Raw genomic sequence first — 16,029 nt, 5'->3', positions numbered from 1 at the left:
GCTGGATTAATTTTTTTCCAGCATGTTGATGATCTGATTGGCGACAACTTTTGCACTTTGATCGTCAGTGCGAATGGTGACGTCAGCGATCTCTTCATAAAGCGGATTACGTTCGCCAGCCAGCGCTTCCAGTACTTCGCGCGGCGGTTCGTCAACCTGCAGCAGCGGACGCTTTTTATCACGCTGAGTGCGGGCAAGTTGCTTTTCGATGGTGGTTTCGAGGTAGACGACCACACCGCGGGCGGAGAGACGATTACGGGTTTCACGGGATTTGACGGAGCCGCCACCGGTCGCCAGGACAATGCCCTGTTTCTCGGTCAGCTCGTTGATGATTTTCTCTTCACGATCGCGAAAACCGGCTTCGCCTTCCACATCAAATACCCAGCCTACATCCGCTCCGGTACGTCGCTCAATTTCCTGATCGGAATCGAAAAATTCCATATTGAGTTGCTGAGCTAACTGACGACCAATAGTGCTTTTGCCGGCACCCATCGGCCCAACCAGAAAGATATTGCGTTTCTCTGCCATTTTGTCGGTATTACTAAGAATTCGTTGATGATACCCCGCGTTCAGCAAATTGCTGGCGGGACAGGAACTGAGACCTCATGAGCGTTAGCAAGAGTCAGACGGAAAATTATCTCAACACTCATGGCCGTTTGGCAACCGAATAAATTGCCCCCGGCGACCTTCAAACAGGACCGGTCTGTGGTTCGCGAGACGGTAACGCTCTTCCTTTTTTGCCATCCTTGTGCGCGCTACAGGTGCGCTGGCTGGGCCTGTCGCTCCCGACAGCTTACCTGCGTAAACTGTGGAATAGGTGCCGTTGCTGACGTCCTGTACCACCCAAAATTCGGGCATATTTCTTTCGATGTCAGTATCGCTTGTCACTGACACCCGCCGGAAGGTTATCCTGCCGCGTTCCGTTACACCGTTTTAAAATCGCTAAACCTTGTATGCTAATTCCTGCCCTGCGTCAACGCAGTTGGTCATATGGAGCGAATTTTCCGCTTTATCCGGCGGTAAGCGCTGCTTCCCTGACCAGTCGCGGCGTGATGAAGATCACCAGCTCACGTTTTTTGCGCTCGTCGGTCTGCTGACGAAACAGACTGCCGAGCAGCGGCACCTCGCCCAGCCACGGCACGCGCTTTTCGCCCTGGGTGCGCTGCTGCTGGAAAATACCGCCCAGCGCCAGCGTTTCACCGTCGCGCAGCGTCACCTGAGTGGCGATTTCCTGCTTATCGATGCTCAGCACCTGGCTTTCCCCCATCGTCAGGCTGCGACCCGGCATGTTCTGGCTCAGCCGCAGCGTGAGCTGAATACGCCCGTTGCCCAATACCACTGGCGTCACCTCCATGCCCAGCACCGCCTCTTTGAACTCAATCGCCGTCGCACCACTGTTACCGGATTTCACCTCATAGGGAATTTCGGTGCCCTGCTTAATGGTGGCGGTCTGCTGGTGCGAGGTAAACAGCCGCGGGCTGGCGATGATTTCGATCTGGTTCTCCTGCTCCAGCGCGCTCAGCTCCAGGTTAAGCAGTTCGCCGTTCATCGGTCCGAGCGTGACGCCGGCGCGTATCGCCGGATTGCTCACCGCCAGCGGCACCAGCAGCTGCGGATTGCGCAGCGCCCCGGTGACGACATCGCCGGGTGCGGTGCTCCAGCTGACGCCGAGCTCGCGCAGATGCTCTTCATTGATGGTGACAATGTGCGCTGACAGCTCCACCTGCTCCAGCGGCAGATCCAGCGCCTGCAGCCAGCGCTCGGTGTCGCGCAGCGCCTGCGCGCTGTCCCGCAGCAACAGGCTGTTGGTACGGCTATCCACCGTCACGCTGCCGCGCGGCGTCATCAGCGAGCGTTCCGCCTGCAGGCTGCGGTAGACATCGCTGGCGCTGGCGTAGTGCAGCGTGACGGTGCGCTGCTCAAGCGGCGCCTGCAGCTGCTTCTCTTCACGCTCCGCCTGTGCCTGCTGTGCCTGTCGCTGCTGCCAGCTCTCCGGATAGACCAGCAGCACGCCCTCCTCCTGGATCACCGTGAGTTTTGCCAGCCGCGTGACCAGCGCCAGTGCGCGCTCCCAGCCGACATTATCCAGCCGCAGCGACAGCCGCCCCTCCACGCCCGGCGCGATCAGCAGGTTGGTTTGCTGATAGTCAGCCAGCGCCTGCAGAATGCGCTCGACCGGCGCATCATCAAATACCAGGCTCAGGGGCTGATCAGCGGCGTGCAGCGGACTGCTCAGCGCCAGCCACAGCAGCAGCGTCATCCTTTTCATAAAATCCTCCTTTTATTACCCATGTGATGTGCTGCGGCGGACAGCTCTGCGTGGCGCTCAGTACCAGCGTATGTGCACTGAGCTGGGTCACCTGCCACGGTGCCACCGGAAAAGCAGCCGGTGCGCTCAGCCGCTGACGTTTGCCCTGCGGTGAAACCAGCCAGGCCACAAAGTGCGGCGCGCGACCAATGATGCCCTGTAATCGCCAGCCCTGCGGTACGGCAGCGGGGACCTGACACTGGCTGGCAGCCAGCGGCTGGAACGGATCGCGCGCCAGCGCCCAGCTGCTGCACAGCAGTAACACCAGTGCGCTACTCCGCATCGTCACTCTCCAGCCAGAATTCGCTGTGTAACACGCCCTGCTCCGCCTGCAGCTGAAAACGCTGTGGCACCGCTAATGCCGTCGCAGCCAGCCCGCTGAACAGCGGCAGAAATTGCGGCCAGCTCAGACGAAGCGCCAGCTGCTGTGGCTGACTGTCCGGATGCCAGGCCTCGAGCAGATTGCCGCGCGCCGCCACCAGTTGCTCTAACGATACGGACGCCGCCGTTGCCGCTGGCTGCAGCGTTGCGATCTCCGCCTGAAGCTGTCCGATGGCCGGTCGCGCGTCCAGCTGCTGCTGACGTTGCTGGTGCTGCTGCGCCAGTTGTGACAGCTGCTGTTGCAGCGTGCTGAATTGCTGCTGTTGCGGACGCAGCAGCAGTAGCCAAGCCAGCCCGAGTAGCAGCAGCGCCAGCAGTTGCAGGCTGGCTATTCGCCACGTCAGTGCCAGCTGCAGCCAGCGCTGGATGAGTTCATTCATCGGTCGCCTCCTGCAGCCGGGCGCGCAGCGCGAAGCGGTAATCCCCCTGCGCCTGACGCTGTACGCTGCCCTGCTTCACCGCCGCAAACAGCGGCTGCGTCTGCAGCTGCTGGCGGAACGCGCTGACGTCAGCCAGGCTTTGCGCCAGACCGTCCAGCACCAGTTGCCCTTGTCGCCGCTCCAGGCGACTCAGCCACAGCGTCTCCGGCATCAGTGCGGGCAGTTGCTGCCAGAACTGCTGCCAGCGTTGATGCTGCTGCAGCCGCTGTTGCTGCGCCTGCTGCCTGCGTAACAGGTCATCCCGCTGCGCCATCAGTGTTTGCTGATGTGCCAGCCGCTGCTGTATCTGCTGGAGCTGCATGGTCATAGCGGTGTGCTGCCGGGCTGCCTGCTGGAGCCGCTGTTCAGCGCGCCACCACAGCAGCAGCGTGAGTAACAGCGTTACCAGCAGCACGACAACCAGCAACGCCACACTGTGCTGGCGGCGTAGCAGCAACTGCTGTGCCCGCCACGGGAGCAAATTGACCGCCAGCATCAGTAATCCTCCGGACGCAGTGCCAGGCCAAGCGCAATCGCCAGCGCGCCCGCCTCTGCCGGTAGCGGCGGTTGCAGATAATGCAGCAGCGCCAGCGGCTTGCAGCGCTGTACTTCCGCCTCCGGCAACGCCTGCGGTGAGGTGCAGAACACCGCTTGTGCCAGGGGAAAGGTGTCACGCAGATGGGCTAGCGTCAGGGGTTCGGTCGCCGCGCCGCAGGCGCTATTTTCACCGGCCAGCGTCCACAGCCAGTGATCGCTGAGCGGATGGATCAGCAGCTGATGCGGGCGCAGCGGAACGCGCATGGCGATCTGCGTCAGCGCCAGACTGCTCAGCTCAAACACGTCGGGGCGCAGTCCGGCCTGCTGCAGCGGCGCCAGCCACTGGGCGATGACGTCGCGGCGCGCGGCGGTGACGTGCAGCTGGCTGGCGCTGCCGCCCAGCCGGTAATCCAGCGACAGCGAGGCGGCTTCGACCGGGAACAGGCGTGATGCGGACGCGTTAACGTAGCGGCTGAGCGCCGGCTCGCGCAGTGAGGTCTCTGGCAACGGCAGCGTACGCTGCAGCACCAGCTGCGGCGGCAGGCCAACGCGCAGTGAGTAGCGCCTGGGTAAATGACGCTGCCAGCGCACCAACATCTCCTGTAACACTGGCGAGGTTTGCAACACGCCGTTGCGTAACGTATCGTGCGGCAGCGGCTGCTGCCACCAGTGTCGCAGCTGCCATCCGTGACGGCGTCGTTCAATGCCAAGGGCGCAGAGTTGCCCGTTCTGGATGTCCAGTCCAATTTGCCAGCGCTGAAAAGCCATGCGCGCGATCTCCTTATCGTTACAGGAAAAAGGATGATTACCCGCATTGCATGAAGAATGACGGGTATATCAAAGCGTCAGGCTTGCCTTTATACTACCGCGCGATTGTTTATAAACTGCCCAAACGCCAACAGATGGGAATTCTCAGGTGAAGTTCGTAAAGTATTTATTGATCCTTGCAGTGTGTTGCATTTTGCTGGGAGCCGGCACGGTTTATGGTTTGTACAAATACATAGAGCCGCAGCTGCCTGATGTGAACACATTGAAAGATGTGCGCCTGCAAACCCCGATGCAGGTTTATAGCGCGGATGGCGAGCTGATCGCCCAGTACGGTGAAAAGCGCCGTATCCCGCTCACCCTGCAACAGATGCCGCCTGAGCTAATCAAAGCGTTTATCGCCACCGAAGACAGCCGCTTTTATGAGCATCACGGCGTCGACCCGGTGGGGATTTTCCGCGCCGCCAGCATCGCGCTGGTCTCCGGCCACGCCTCGCAGGGCGCCAGTACCATTACGCAGCAGCTGGCGCGTAACTTCTTCCTCAGCCCTGAACGCACGCTGATGCGTAAAATCAAGGAAGCCTTCCTGGCGATTCGCATCGAGCAGTTGCTGAGTAAGGATGAAATCCTTGAGCTGTATCTGAATAAAATCTATCTCGGCTATCGCGCTTACGGCGTCGGTGCGGCGGCGCAGGTGTACTTCGGTAAACCGGTCGATCAGCTGTCGCTGAGTGAGATGGCGATGATTGCCGGCCTGCCGAAAGCGCCGTCGACCTTTAACCCGCTCTATTCCCATGCCCGTGCGCTGGCGCGCCGTAATGTGGTGCTGGCTCGCATGCTGGATCAGAACTACATCACGCAGCAGCAGTATAACGACGCGCGCAACACGCCGCTGACCGCCAGCTATCACGGCCCGGAAATTGCCTTCTCTGCACCGTATCTTACCGAGCTGGTGCGTCAGGAGATGGTGAAACGCTACGGCGACAGCGCCTACGATGATGGCTACAAAGTGTATACCACCGTGACCCGCCATCTGCAGGAAGCCGCACAGCAGGCGGTGCGTAACAACGTGATGGCGTACGATATGCGTCACGGCTATCGCGGCCCGACCAACGTGCTGTGGAAAGTGGGCGAAGCCAGCTGGGATCACACCCGCATCGTCAACGCGCTGAAAGATCTGCCGGTCTACGGTCCGCTGAACGCCGCCGTGGTCACCAGCGCCAGCGCCGACGAAGCCACCGCCATGCTGAAAGATGGCAGCAGCGTTTCGCTGACCTTAGCCGGCGTGCGCTGGGCGCGTCCGTATAAATCCGACACCCTGCAGGGCCCGACGCCGCGCAGCGTCACTCAGGTGCTGCAGGCTGGCCAGCAGATTTGGGTACGTAAAGTCGGGGATGCATGGTGGCTGGGACAGGTGCCGCTGGTGAACTCGGCGCTGGTGTCGCTTAATCCGGAAGACGGTGCGGTACGCGCGCTGGTGGGCGGTTTTGACTTCAACCAGAGTATGTTCAACCGCGCCACCCAGGCGCTGCGTCAGGTCGGCTCGAACATCAAGCCGTTCCTGTATACCGCCGCCATGGACCGCGGCCTGACGCTGGCCTCCATCCTCAACGACGTGCCGATTTCACGCTGGGATGCCGGTGCCGGCGCAGACTGGCGACCAAAGAACTCGCCGCCGACTTATGCGGGTCCGATTCGTTTACGCCAGGGGCTGGGTGAGTCGAAAAACGTGGTGATGGTGCGCGCGATGCGTGCCATGGGCGTTGATTACGCCGCTGAGTATCTGCAGCGCTTTGGCTTCCCGGCGCAGAACATTATCCATACCGAGTCGCTGGCACTGGGCGCCGCATCCTTCACGCCAATGCAGGTGGCGCGCGGCTATGCGGTGATGGCCAACGGCGGCTTCCTGGTCGATCCTTACTTCATCGCCAAGATTGAGAACGAACAGGGCGGCGTGATTTTCCAGGCGCAGCCGAAGATCGCCTGCCCGCAGTGCAATCTGCCGGTTATCTATGGCGACACCAAAAAGTCGGTGGCGCTGAATGAAGAGAGCGTGGAAAACGTTGCCACCTCGAATCAGCAGCAGAATCAGACCGTGCCGCAGCCCGAGCTGGAGCAGGTACCCGCGCAGCCGCAGCCGGCCGGCGATCAGCAGTATGCGCCGCACGTGATCAACACGCCGCTGGCGTTCCTGATTAAGAGCGCGCTGAACTCCAACATCTTCGGTGAACCGGGCTGGATGGGAACCGGCTGGCGTGCCGGTCGCGATCTGAAGCGTAACGATATCGGCGGCAAAACCGGTACCACCAACAGTTCCAAAGACGCCTGGTTCTCCGGTTATGGTCCGGGCGTGGTGACGTCGGTGTGGATTGGCTTCGATGATTCGCGCGCGCTGGGTCGCACCACGGTATCGGGTGCGATTCCGGATCAGATCTCCGGCTACGAAGGCGGCGCGAAGAGTGCGCAGCCGGCATGGGATGATTACATGAAAGTGGCGCTGGATGGTGTGCCGGTGCAGCCGCTGACACCGCCGGACGGCGTGGTGACGGTGACCATTGACCGCAGCACCGGCAAGCTGGCCAACGGTGGCGGCAACACCCGTCAGGAGTACTTCATTAACGGCACCCAGCCGACCGAGTATTCGGTGCATGATGTGGGCACCACCATTATGGACAACGGTGAAAGCCACGAACTGTTTTGATCAAAAAAGCCGGGGGAAATCCCCGGCTTTTTGTTTTTACCCCGTGCGACTTTCCGCGCCTTTTATTGCGCCGCCAGGTGTCCTCAATAACTCAACCGCCCCTGCTTCACCAGCCACTCACGCACCATGAACAGCGCGCTGACGTTACGCGCCTCGCGAAAATCCGGCTCTTCCAGCAGCGCCAGCAGATTGCTGAGCGGCCAGCGGCGTACAATCAGCGGCTCCGGCTCATCCCCTTCCAGCTTCTCTTCGTACAACCCTTCAGCTACCACGATATTCATCTTGCTGGAGAAATAGGACGGCGCCATGGTGAGTTTGCCCAGCGCTTCCAGCTGATGCGCGCCAAAGCCCACTTCTTCTTTCAGCTCACGGTTGGCGGCTTCAAAAACGCTTTCACCCGGATCGATTAAACCTTTCGGGAAGCCCAGCTCATAGGTTTCCAGTCCGACGGCGTACTCCTGGATCAGGATCACGTCATCGCCAATGATCGGCACAATCATCACCGCTTCACGATCGGAGGGCTTCATGCGCTCATAGACGCGACGCGCACCGTTGCTGAAGGCGAGATCAACCGCTTCGATGGTAAACAGGCGGGAGCGGGCCACCGCTTCCACGTTGAGGATGTCAGGTTTTTTCAGGGGAGTGGTCATATCAGCCTCAAACTTAGCACAGCCTTGTGAAACGCGATGACGTCAGCATACCGAAGCCCGCGGCATTGTGCGACACGCAGCGCGGGTCAATCATGGTGACATACATTTGTTCGCTGCCGCTAACAACTTCTTGTTATCTGCACAGTAAGATTTTCACAATAAGTCAACGGGGTAGCAGCAAATTCGGATAATACCGATGTTTAATTGAGGGGCTTGTGAGTACCATCCCGTTAAGGAATAATCTAACAAATTTATAATACAATGATTTTGCGCGGTATTTTGTTTCATTTGCCTCTTGTCAGAATGACTTCTGCTCGCCAAAATTGACTCGTATTGCAGGTTTTACCGGGAGCACATCGTAAACGTGACGGCAGTTTTTTGGCTGGATTGAGCAAAGCATGAGCACTCTTATCGTCATTCTGGCTGTCATGCTGGCCTGTTCGTTAGTGGCCGGAATCGGCTACTGGTACGCTATGCGGCATCGTCCGCCGTTGGCGAAACCACTGCCGTTTATCAGTCCGCCCTGCCGTAAACTCACCGATGAAGAACGCGCTGCCGTTGAGAAGTATATTGCGTCGCTGGGTAAAGCGCGTCAGCACAGCAGCGGGCGATCGACCCGATCGTCACGGGAACCCGAAGCGCTGGCGCTGACCGCACAGAGCAATAATGTTTATCCCGTTACCCGCTCCATCACCCGTTACGGCCTCTCCACTGACGATCCCCACAAATGGCGCTACTACCTGGATGAAGTCGAGGTGCATCTGCCGCCGCTGTGGGAGCAGTACATCGCTGAAGAAAACTACGTCGAGCTGATCCGCACCCAGACCCTGCCGCTGGTGATCTCGCTCAACGGCCACTCGCTGGTGAACTATGCGGTGGAACAACCGGCGCTGCCGCCGCTGGTGCGGCCGATGTCGACCAACGCTTCGATTCGTAAAGAGGAGAGCGAAAACGTCGAGCTGCTGCAGGTGCGCAAAGAGTCGCCGGAAGAGTATCAGCTGTCGCGCGCCGACGGCACACGTGAAGCAAGCGCCATTTGCTGCGCCTTCCTGCTGTTTTTCCTCAGCCTGGTGCTGCCCGGCAGCCTGATGCTGTGGATTGCGCTGCCCGCCGGCGCGATCGTTGCTGTCAGCCTGTGGTTTATGTATCGATTCCCCGGTGAAAAAGGGCTGCGCGATGTGCACTGTCTGCGCGGCGCACCGAAGCGCTGGGGCCTGTTTGGCGAATCCAATCAGGAGCAGAGCAACATCTCGCTCGGCATCATCGACTTAATCTATCCGGCACACTGGCAGCCTTATGTGGCGCACGACCTGGGCCAGGTGACGGATGTGGATATCTATCTGAATCGTCAGGTGGTACGCCAGGGGCGCTTCCTGTCGCTGCAGGATGAAGTCCGCAACTTCCCGGTACAGCGCTGGCGTAAAAACCTGGTGCTGGCGTGCGGTTCGCTGCTGGTGCTGGTGATGCTGGTGAGCTGGATTCCGCTCAGCATGCCGATCAAACTCAGCCTCGCCTGGCTGAAAGGCACCGAAAGTGTGGAAGTGAACAGCGTCGATAAACTCACTGCCCTGCCGCTGCACATTGGCGATAGCCTGAAAGTGAGCGGCACCGGCATGTGCTCGGTTCCGGGCAATTACCAGAGCAACCGCAGCTACGGCTACATGCCGTTCGACTGCTCGGCGATTTACTGGAACAACGCTGCGCCGCTGCCGCTGCCGCAGTCCGACATCATCGACAAAGCCGCCGCGCTGCTGGAGACCACCACGCAGCAGCTGCATCCGGAAACCAACACCGACCCGAAACTTAACCCGCAGCTGGCGTCCGCGATTCAGAAATCAGGCATGATCCTGCTGGATGATTTCTCCGATCTGGTGTTGAAAACCCAGCAGCTGTGCAGCCAGCAGCAGGACTGCGTGCGCCTGAAAAATGCGCTGGTTAACCTCGGTAACGCCAAAGACTGGGATACGCTGATTCACCGTGCGGATTCCGGCAAGCTCAACGGCATGAACGTGCTGCTGCGCCCGGTTAGCGCCGAAGCGCTGGAGAATCTGGTGAACACCGCCACCTCGACCTTCTTCTCGCGGGAGACGCGTCGCGCGGCGGAAACCCTGAACAGCCCGCCGCCGGGCGGATTCCTGATCATTAGCGATGAAGGCCGGCAGATGGTGAACCAGCCGCAGCCGTCGGTAGCGCTGTTCGATCTCGACGCCCCTTCACAATGGCACGAACTGCAGCGCCTGTCCGGCATGCTGCTGCACACACCGTTTGCCGCCAGCGGTATCATTACCAGCATTACCACCGATGCCAACGGCACGCGCCACATCGCCCTGCACAACGAGCCCGACGCCATGGCGCAGTGGCGCTATCTGGGCACCGCGCTGCTAATGCTGGTGCTGATTGTCAGCGCCGTCAGCAACGGCCTGCTGGCGCTGCGCCGCATCCACCGCAACCGCCTGCGTATGGCGCAGATTCAGCAGTATTACGACAAGTGCTTTAACCACAACCTCAGCACTATGCAGAGCGTGCGCTCGCTGTTCTGACCCTCCGCCTTCTGTGCTACCCTGTCGCCCTGTTTTTCAGGGCGGAAAACAAAATGCCGATTACGCTTAAGGGATTGGCGATGGATCGGCAGCCCGCAACGGCACCTCGCCCTTGATTTATCACGTTGTACCCATACCTTTGGGTATCCGGCACCGGCCCGATCCATCTTTCCGGCGTCATGCGACCGTGTGCGACCGATCGCCACACGGCGCGACGCAGCGTAACAGCAGGAGCCGCAATGAAAGAGAAAACCAGTGAAGGCGTTCGCCTTGATAAATGGCTGTGGGCCGCGCGCTTCTATAAAACCCGCGCGCTGGCTCGCGACATGATTGAAGGCGGCAAAGTGCATTACAACGGCCAGCGCAGCAAACCGGGCAAAGTGGTCGAACTGCAGGCCGAGCTGACGCTGCGTCAGGGCAACGATGAGCGCACGGTGATTATCACCGCCATCGGCGACCAGCGGCGTCCGGCCAGCGAAGCGCAGCAGATGTACGCGGAGACGGCCGCCAGCATCGAAAAGCGCGAAAAGAACGCGCTGGCGCGCAAAATGAATGCCCTGACCATGCCGCATCCCGATCGCCGCCCGGATAAAAAAGAGCGCCGCGATCTGCTGAAATTTAAATTGTCGGGCGATGAATAACTCGCGCCCCCACGAGAGAAACCTTATGTCTGTTCAAGATCAACTGCATCGTTACCTGTTTGAAAACGTCGCCGTGCGCGGCGAGCTGGTCAACGCATCTCAAACCTGGCGCGACATCGTGCAGAACCACGACTACGCCGAGCCGGTCAAAACGCTGCTGGGTGAACTGCTGGTCGCCACCAGCCTGCTCACCGCTACGCTGAAATTTGACGGCGATATCACCGTGCAGCTGCAGGGCGATGGCCCGCTGAGCATGGCGGTGATCAACGGGAATAACCGCCAGGAGCTGCGCGGCGTGGCGCGGCTGAAAGAGGATGCGGAGATTGCCGCCGGCAGCAGCCTGAAGCAGATGGTGGGTAACGGCTATCTGGTGATCACCATTTCGCCTGAGAAAGGCGAGCGCTATCAGGGCGTGGTCGGCCTGGAAGCCGATACGCTGGCGGGCTGTCTGGAAGATTACTTCATGCGTTCCGAGCAGCTGCCAACCCGCCTGTTCATTCGCACCAGCGAGAAAGGCGCAGCCGGTATTCTGCTGCAGGTGCTTCCCGCGCAGGAGCCCAACCTGGATGACTTCAACCATCTGGCCACGTTAACCGAAACCGTGAAGAGCGAAGAGCTGATTGAGCTGCCCGCTACTGACGTACTGTGGCGTCTCTATCATCAGGAAGAAGCCACGGTTTACGACCCGGCGCCGGTCAGCTTTAAATGCACCTGCTCGCGCGAACGCTGCGGTGAAGTGCTGAAGACGCTGCCGCCAGAGGAAGTGGATGAGATTCTGGTCGAAGACGGCAAAATTGATATGCACTGCGACTATTGCGGCACGCACTATGTGTACGATGCAGTGGATATTGCTGCTATTCGTAACGCTCCCTCCGGCAATAGCGATCAACTGCATTAATCAGCAAACGGGCGGTGACGCCGCCCGTATTTTCCGCCGGCGTAGCGCTATGATTTTTCACGGAAATTAACTAATTTACGCTAACTTTAGTTTCATAAGTGGCAGATTTCTCTACTTGTCACGTTCCAGCTCGCATTTTTAACTCTCTTCACTTTTCCACCTCGCTCAGACGTGTACACTGCGCGCGATCTGCCCTGTGCGGCTATGCGCAGCAGGACGCAGAAACCCTCATAAAAAATGCCATGAAGTACCGATTTAAGGAGCAGTCACATGCGCGTTAACGGCCTGACATCGCAAGACCTCGAAACGCTCGGAATTAGCGGCACCACCGAGGTGGTGTACAACCCTGATTACGCCACGTTATTTCAGGAAGAAACCCGCCCGGAGGTGGAAGGTTACGCGCGCGGCACCCTGACGCAGAGCGGTGCCATTGCCGTGGATACCGGCATCTTCACCGGACGTTCGCCGAAAGATAAATACATCGTGCGGGATGACACCACGCGTGACACGCTGTGGTGGAACGACGTTGGCAACGGCAAGAACGACAACCAGCCGCTGTCACAGGAAACCTGGCAGGCGCTCAAAGATCGCTGCACGCAACAGCTTTCCGGCAAGCGTCTGTTTGTGATTGACGCCTTCTGCGGCGCCAACCCGGACACCCGCCTCAGCGTGCGTTTCGTGATGGAAGTGGCGTGGCAGGCGCATTTCGTTAAAAACATGTTTATCCGTCCGACTGAAGCCGAACTGGCTGAGTTTACGCCGGATTTCGTGGTGATGAACGCGGCGCAGTGCACCAATCCGGACTGGCAGGCGCAGGGGCTGCATTCAGAGAATTTTGTTGCCTTTAACCTGACCGAACGCATGCAGCTGATCGGCGGTACCTGGTACGGCGGCGAGATGAAAAAAGGCCTGTTCGCCATCATGAACTATCTGCTGCCGCTGAAGGGTATCGCCTCGATGCACTGCTCGGCCAACGTCGGCAAAGCGGGCGACGTGGCGGTGTTCTTTGGCCTGTCCGGTACCGGTAAAACCACCCTCTCTACCGATCCGGATCGTCAGCTGATCGGCGACGATGAGCACGGCTGGGACGACGACGGCGTCTTTAACTTCGAAGGCGGCTGCTACGCCAAAACCATCAATCTGTCAGAGCAGGCTGAGCCGGAGATTTACCGCGCGATTCGCCGTGATGCGCTGCTGGAGAACGTGGTGGTGCGCGCCGACGGCACGGTCGATTACGCCGACGCCAGCAAGACGGAAAACACCCGCGTGTCTTACCCGATCGAGCACATCGAAAACATCGTGCAGCCGGTATCGAAAGCCGGCCACGCGAAGAAGGTCATCTTCCTGACCGCCGATGCCTTTGGCGTACTGCCACCGGTTTCGCGTCTGACGCCGGAGCAAACCCAGTACCACTTCCTGTCCGGCTTTACCGCCAAGCTGGCCGGCACCGAGCGCGGTGTGACGCAGCCCACCCCAACCTTCTCCGCCTGTTTTGGCGCGGCGTTCCTGACGCTGCATCCAACGCAGTACTCGGATGTGCTGGTGAAACGTATGCAGGCGTCCGGCGCGCAGGCCTATCTGGTGAATACCGGCTGGAACGGCAGCGGCAAGCGCATTTCGCTGAAAGACACACGCGCTATCATCAACGCGATTCTGGCCGGTGAGCTGGATGAAGCGGAGACCGTGACGCTGCCGGTGTTTAATCTGCAGGTGCCCACCACGCTGGCACAGGTGGACGATGCCATTCTCGATCCGCGCCGCAGCTGGTCTGACGCCGCCGCCTGGCAGCAGGCTGCCGAAGCGCTGGCGCAGCGCTTTATCACCAATTTCGAGAAGTACACCGATAACGATGCCGGTAAGGCGCTGGTGCAGGCCGGCCCGCAGCTGTGAAGTAGCCCAGCCGCCACAACGGCGGCTTAGCGATGGCACATTTCGTCGCGGCGCGATTTATCGCGCATGCCTGCAGCGGCAATATCGCTGATGGATGCGCAATAGATTGCGCCGCGACGGTTGGTGCGGAAATTTAACTAACAGTACTGCTTACTGCCGTCGTGGCGCTGTTTTCCGGAATCGGTAACCACGCACGGATACGTAATCCGCCGCGTTCACTCTCGCCAATCTCCAGCGATCCGTCATGCGCATCGATAATACGCTGCACAATTGCCAGGCCCAGACCGGTGCCGCTGGTGCTGCGCGCGCTGTCGCCGCGTACAAACGGCTGGAACAGATGCTGTAACTGATCCGGCTTAATGCCCGGACCATCATCCTCCACCTGGAACCACGCACGATTCAATTCCTGACCGCTGCTGACCTTGATCCAGCCGTTACCGTAACGCGCCGCGTTAACCACCAGATTCGCCACCGCGCGTTTAATCGACAGCGGGTTAATATCCAGCATCAGCTCCGCGTCCATCACCGCATTCTCAATCTCGCGCTCGTAGCCGCTCTCCGCCGCCACTACTTCGCCCAGCACGCTATTCAGATCGGCGCGCTCGGTTTGCATCTCCTGCCCGGTGCGCAGGTAATCGATGAACTGCTCGATGATGGCGTTACACTCTTCGATATCTTTGTTGATCGACTCGGCCAGGTAGCCATCTTCCTCGCCCATCATCTCGGTGGCGAGACGGATACGCGTCAGCGGCGTGCGTAAATCATGGCTGACGCCGGCCATCAGCAGCGTACGGTCATCGGCCAGCTGCTTCACGCCCGCCGCCATCTGGTTGAAGGCGCGCGTCACCGAACGCACTTCCGAAGCACCGTATTCGCGCAGCGGTGGCGGAATAATGCCTTTCCCCACCTGCAACGCAGCGTGTTCGAGATCGACCAGGGGTCGGTTTTGTATACGGATAAACAGCCAGGCGCCGCCAATCGCCAGCAGCATAATCGCCAGGGTATAGCGGAACAGCGGTGAGAAGTCGCCCTGATGGATTTCGGTCAGCGGTACGCGCACCCAGATATCCGGCGACAGCCAGGTTTTCAGCCAGACCACCGGCGAGTTTTTGTTAACCTCAACCCGCACGTCGGTCGGCCCGCCCAGCTGCTGCGCCATCTGTTCACTGAGGAATTCATAATGCTGCGCCCAGCGCAGCCCGCTCTCTTCCGCCGCCGCGTTGGTGTACAACGAGATGCCCAGCTCACGATAAATTTCGCGCCGGAAGGCCGGCGGCACTTCCAGCTGCGTACCATCTTCCAGCTGCAGCCGATCGGTCATCAGCATACGCACTTCGTAGGCGAGGACTTTGTTGAACTGCTGCAGGCTGGGAAGAATGGCGAAATTGAGCACCACCAGGTAGGTCGTTACCAGGCTGACGAACAGCAAGGTAACGATCAACAACAGGGTGCGGGCAAACGAACTGCGGGGTGAGAAGCGCAATCGCCTCATGCTTTACTGCCGTCCGGAACGAACACGTAGCCAAGGCCCCAGACGGTCTGGATATAGCGCGGATGCGCCGGATCTTCTTCGACCATGCGGCGCAGACGAGAGATCTGCACGTCGATAGAACGCTCCATCGCACTGTACTCACGCCCGCGCGCCAGGTTCATCAGCTTATCGCGCGACAGCGGCTCACGCGGATGGCTCACCAGCGCTTTCAGCACGGCAAACTCTCCGCTGGTCAGCGGCATCGGCTCATCTTCACGGAACATTTCGCGCGTGCCGAGGTTCAGTTTGAACTTACCGAAGGCGATGACGGCTTCTTCCTGCGACGGCGCGCCCGGCAGCTCATTGGCCTGACGACGCAGCACAGCACGAATTCGCGCCAGCAGCTCACGCGGGTTGAACGGTTTTGGAATGTAGTCATCGGCGCCGATTTCCAGCCCCACGATACGATCGACCTCTTCACCTTTCGCGGTGACCATAATGATCGGCATCGGGTTACTCTGGCTACGCAGACGACGGCAAATTGACAGGCCATCTTCGCCCGGCAGCATTAAATCGAGCACCATTAAATGGAATGATTCGCGGGTCAGCAGACGATCCATCTGCTCGGCGTTGGCGACGCTGCGCACCTGAAAGCCCTGTTCGGTGAGATAGCGTTCGAGCAGTGCGCGCAGACGCATATCATCATCGACGACCAGAATTTTGTAGTTCTCTTGCATGTTCAACTCCCAAAGGCGCCATTGCCTGAGCCGATATTGTGTAAAAAAGATGCCTGTCTGTGACAGTCATTAATGGTTTATATTCTAGCCG

Annotated in this window: 14 protein-coding genes; 5 read left to right on the top strand and 9 right to left on the bottom strand. The window is 59.5% G+C overall.

All coding sequences use genetic code 11. The annotated features are described in order from the left end of the window. Positions 1 to 6: 6 nt before the first annotated feature. From aroK to pilM, 6 genes are all read right to left on the bottom strand, one after another. Entirely contained in the window at positions 7 to 528 is a 522-nt protein-coding gene (gene aroK, locus CBW22_RS22640; RefSeq protein WP_010617392.1) for a shikimate kinase AroK, read from the bottom strand. Positions 529 to 1,009: 481 nt separating this feature from the next. Continuing rightward, positions 1,010 to 2,269 carry a DNA uptake porin HofQ gene (hofQ, locus tag CBW22_RS22635; protein WP_058759304.1) on the bottom strand — a complete coding sequence of 420 codons (1,260 nt, stop codon included), beginning with the start codon at positions 2,267 to 2,269 and terminating at the stop codon, positions 1,010 to 1,012. Further along, entirely contained in the window at positions 2,211 to 2,591 is a 381-nt protein-coding gene (locus CBW22_RS22630) for a HofP DNA utilization family protein (RefSeq protein ID WP_088517932.1), read from the bottom strand. The genes hofQ and CBW22_RS22630 overlap by 59 nt, the downstream gene beginning before the upstream one ends. Beyond that, positions 2,581 to 3,069 carry a HofO family protein gene (locus CBW22_RS22625; protein WP_176428169.1) on the bottom strand — a complete coding sequence of 163 codons (489 nt, stop codon included), beginning with the start codon at positions 3,067 to 3,069 and terminating at the stop codon, positions 2,581 to 2,583. The genes CBW22_RS22630 and CBW22_RS22625 overlap by 11 nt, the downstream gene beginning before the upstream one ends. Then, positions 3,062 to 3,604 (bottom strand): PilN domain-containing protein, encoded by a 543-nt coding sequence (locus tag CBW22_RS22620; protein WP_088517931.1) that lies wholly within the window; start codon positions 3,602 to 3,604, stop codon positions 3,062 to 3,064. The genes CBW22_RS22625 and CBW22_RS22620 overlap by 8 nt, the downstream gene beginning before the upstream one ends. Continuing rightward, a complete protein-coding gene (gene pilM, locus CBW22_RS22615; RefSeq protein WP_088517930.1) occupies positions 3,604 to 4,413 on the bottom strand; it encodes a type IV pilus biogenesis protein PilM in 810 nt (269 codons plus the stop codon). The genes CBW22_RS22620 and pilM overlap by 1 nt, the downstream gene beginning before the upstream one ends. Positions 4,414 to 4,561: 148 nt before the next feature. Here pilM and mrcA point away from each other — a divergent pair, with 148 nt between their 5' ends. After that, positions 4,562 to 7,111 carry a peptidoglycan glycosyltransferase/peptidoglycan DD-transpeptidase MrcA gene (gene mrcA / locus CBW22_RS22610; protein ID WP_058759309.1) on the top strand — a complete coding sequence of 850 codons (2,550 nt, stop codon included), beginning with the start codon at positions 4,562 to 4,564 and terminating at the stop codon, positions 7,109 to 7,111. Between the two features lie 83 nt (positions 7,112 to 7,194). Here mrcA and nudE read toward each other — a convergent pair whose 3' ends face one another. Next, positions 7,195 to 7,761: an ADP compounds hydrolase NudE gene (gene nudE / locus CBW22_RS22605; RefSeq protein WP_058780182.1), complete on the bottom strand. Its 567-nt coding sequence runs from the start codon at positions 7,759 to 7,761 to the stop codon at positions 7,195 to 7,197. A gap of 398 nt (positions 7,762 to 8,159) precedes the next feature. Between nudE and CBW22_RS22600 the strand changes: the two genes are divergently transcribed. The 4 genes from CBW22_RS22600 (at position 8,160) to pckA (ending at position 13,730) form a co-directional block, all read left to right on the top strand. Then, positions 8,160 to 10,301: an intracellular growth attenuator family protein gene (locus CBW22_RS22600; RefSeq protein ID WP_021507414.1), complete on the top strand. Its 2,142-nt coding sequence runs from the start codon at positions 8,160 to 8,162 to the stop codon at positions 10,299 to 10,301. A 239-nt stretch (positions 10,302 to 10,540) separates the two neighbouring features. Next, positions 10,541 to 10,942: a ribosome-associated heat shock protein Hsp15 gene (gene hslR / locus CBW22_RS22595; protein WP_021507413.1), complete on the top strand. Its 402-nt coding sequence runs from the start codon at positions 10,541 to 10,543 to the stop codon at positions 10,940 to 10,942. Positions 10,943 to 10,967: 25 nt separating this feature from the next. After that, the gene (hslO, locus tag CBW22_RS22590) at positions 10,968 to 11,840 is read left to right on the top strand and encodes an Hsp33 family molecular chaperone HslO (RefSeq protein WP_021507412.1); all 873 of its coding nucleotides are present in this window, start codon (positions 10,968 to 10,970) and stop codon (positions 11,838 to 11,840) included. 270 nt (positions 11,841 to 12,110) lie between these two features. After that, the gene (gene pckA / locus CBW22_RS22585) at positions 12,111 to 13,730 is read left to right on the top strand and encodes a phosphoenolpyruvate carboxykinase (ATP) (protein ID WP_088517929.1); all 1,620 of its coding nucleotides are present in this window, start codon (positions 12,111 to 12,113) and stop codon (positions 13,728 to 13,730) included. Between the two features lie 133 nt (positions 13,731 to 13,863). Here pckA and envZ read toward each other — a convergent pair whose 3' ends face one another. Together envZ and ompR are read right to left on the bottom strand one after the other, a co-directional pair. Continuing rightward, on the bottom strand, positions 13,864 to 15,222 hold the full coding sequence (gene envZ / locus CBW22_RS22580; protein ID WP_088517928.1) for a two-component system sensor histidine kinase EnvZ: 1,359 nt from the start codon (positions 15,220 to 15,222) through the stop codon (positions 13,864 to 13,866). After that, positions 15,219 to 15,938, bottom strand: a complete 720-nt coding sequence (ompR, locus tag CBW22_RS22575) for an osmolarity response regulator transcription factor OmpR (protein WP_001157751.1) — start codon at positions 15,936 to 15,938, stop codon at positions 15,219 to 15,221. Before ompR ends, envZ begins: the two co-directional genes overlap by 4 nt. Positions 15,939 to 16,029: the final 91 nt, after the last annotated feature.

It is taken from the genome of Pantoea sp. VS1, from assembly GCF_002207995.1.
Lineage (GTDB): Bacteria > Pseudomonadota > Gammaproteobacteria > Enterobacterales > Enterobacteriaceae > Pantoea > Pantoea dispersa.
The sequence above is the reverse complement of the archived record's forward strand: the minus strand, read 5'-3'. Positions and strand labels throughout refer to the sequence as shown.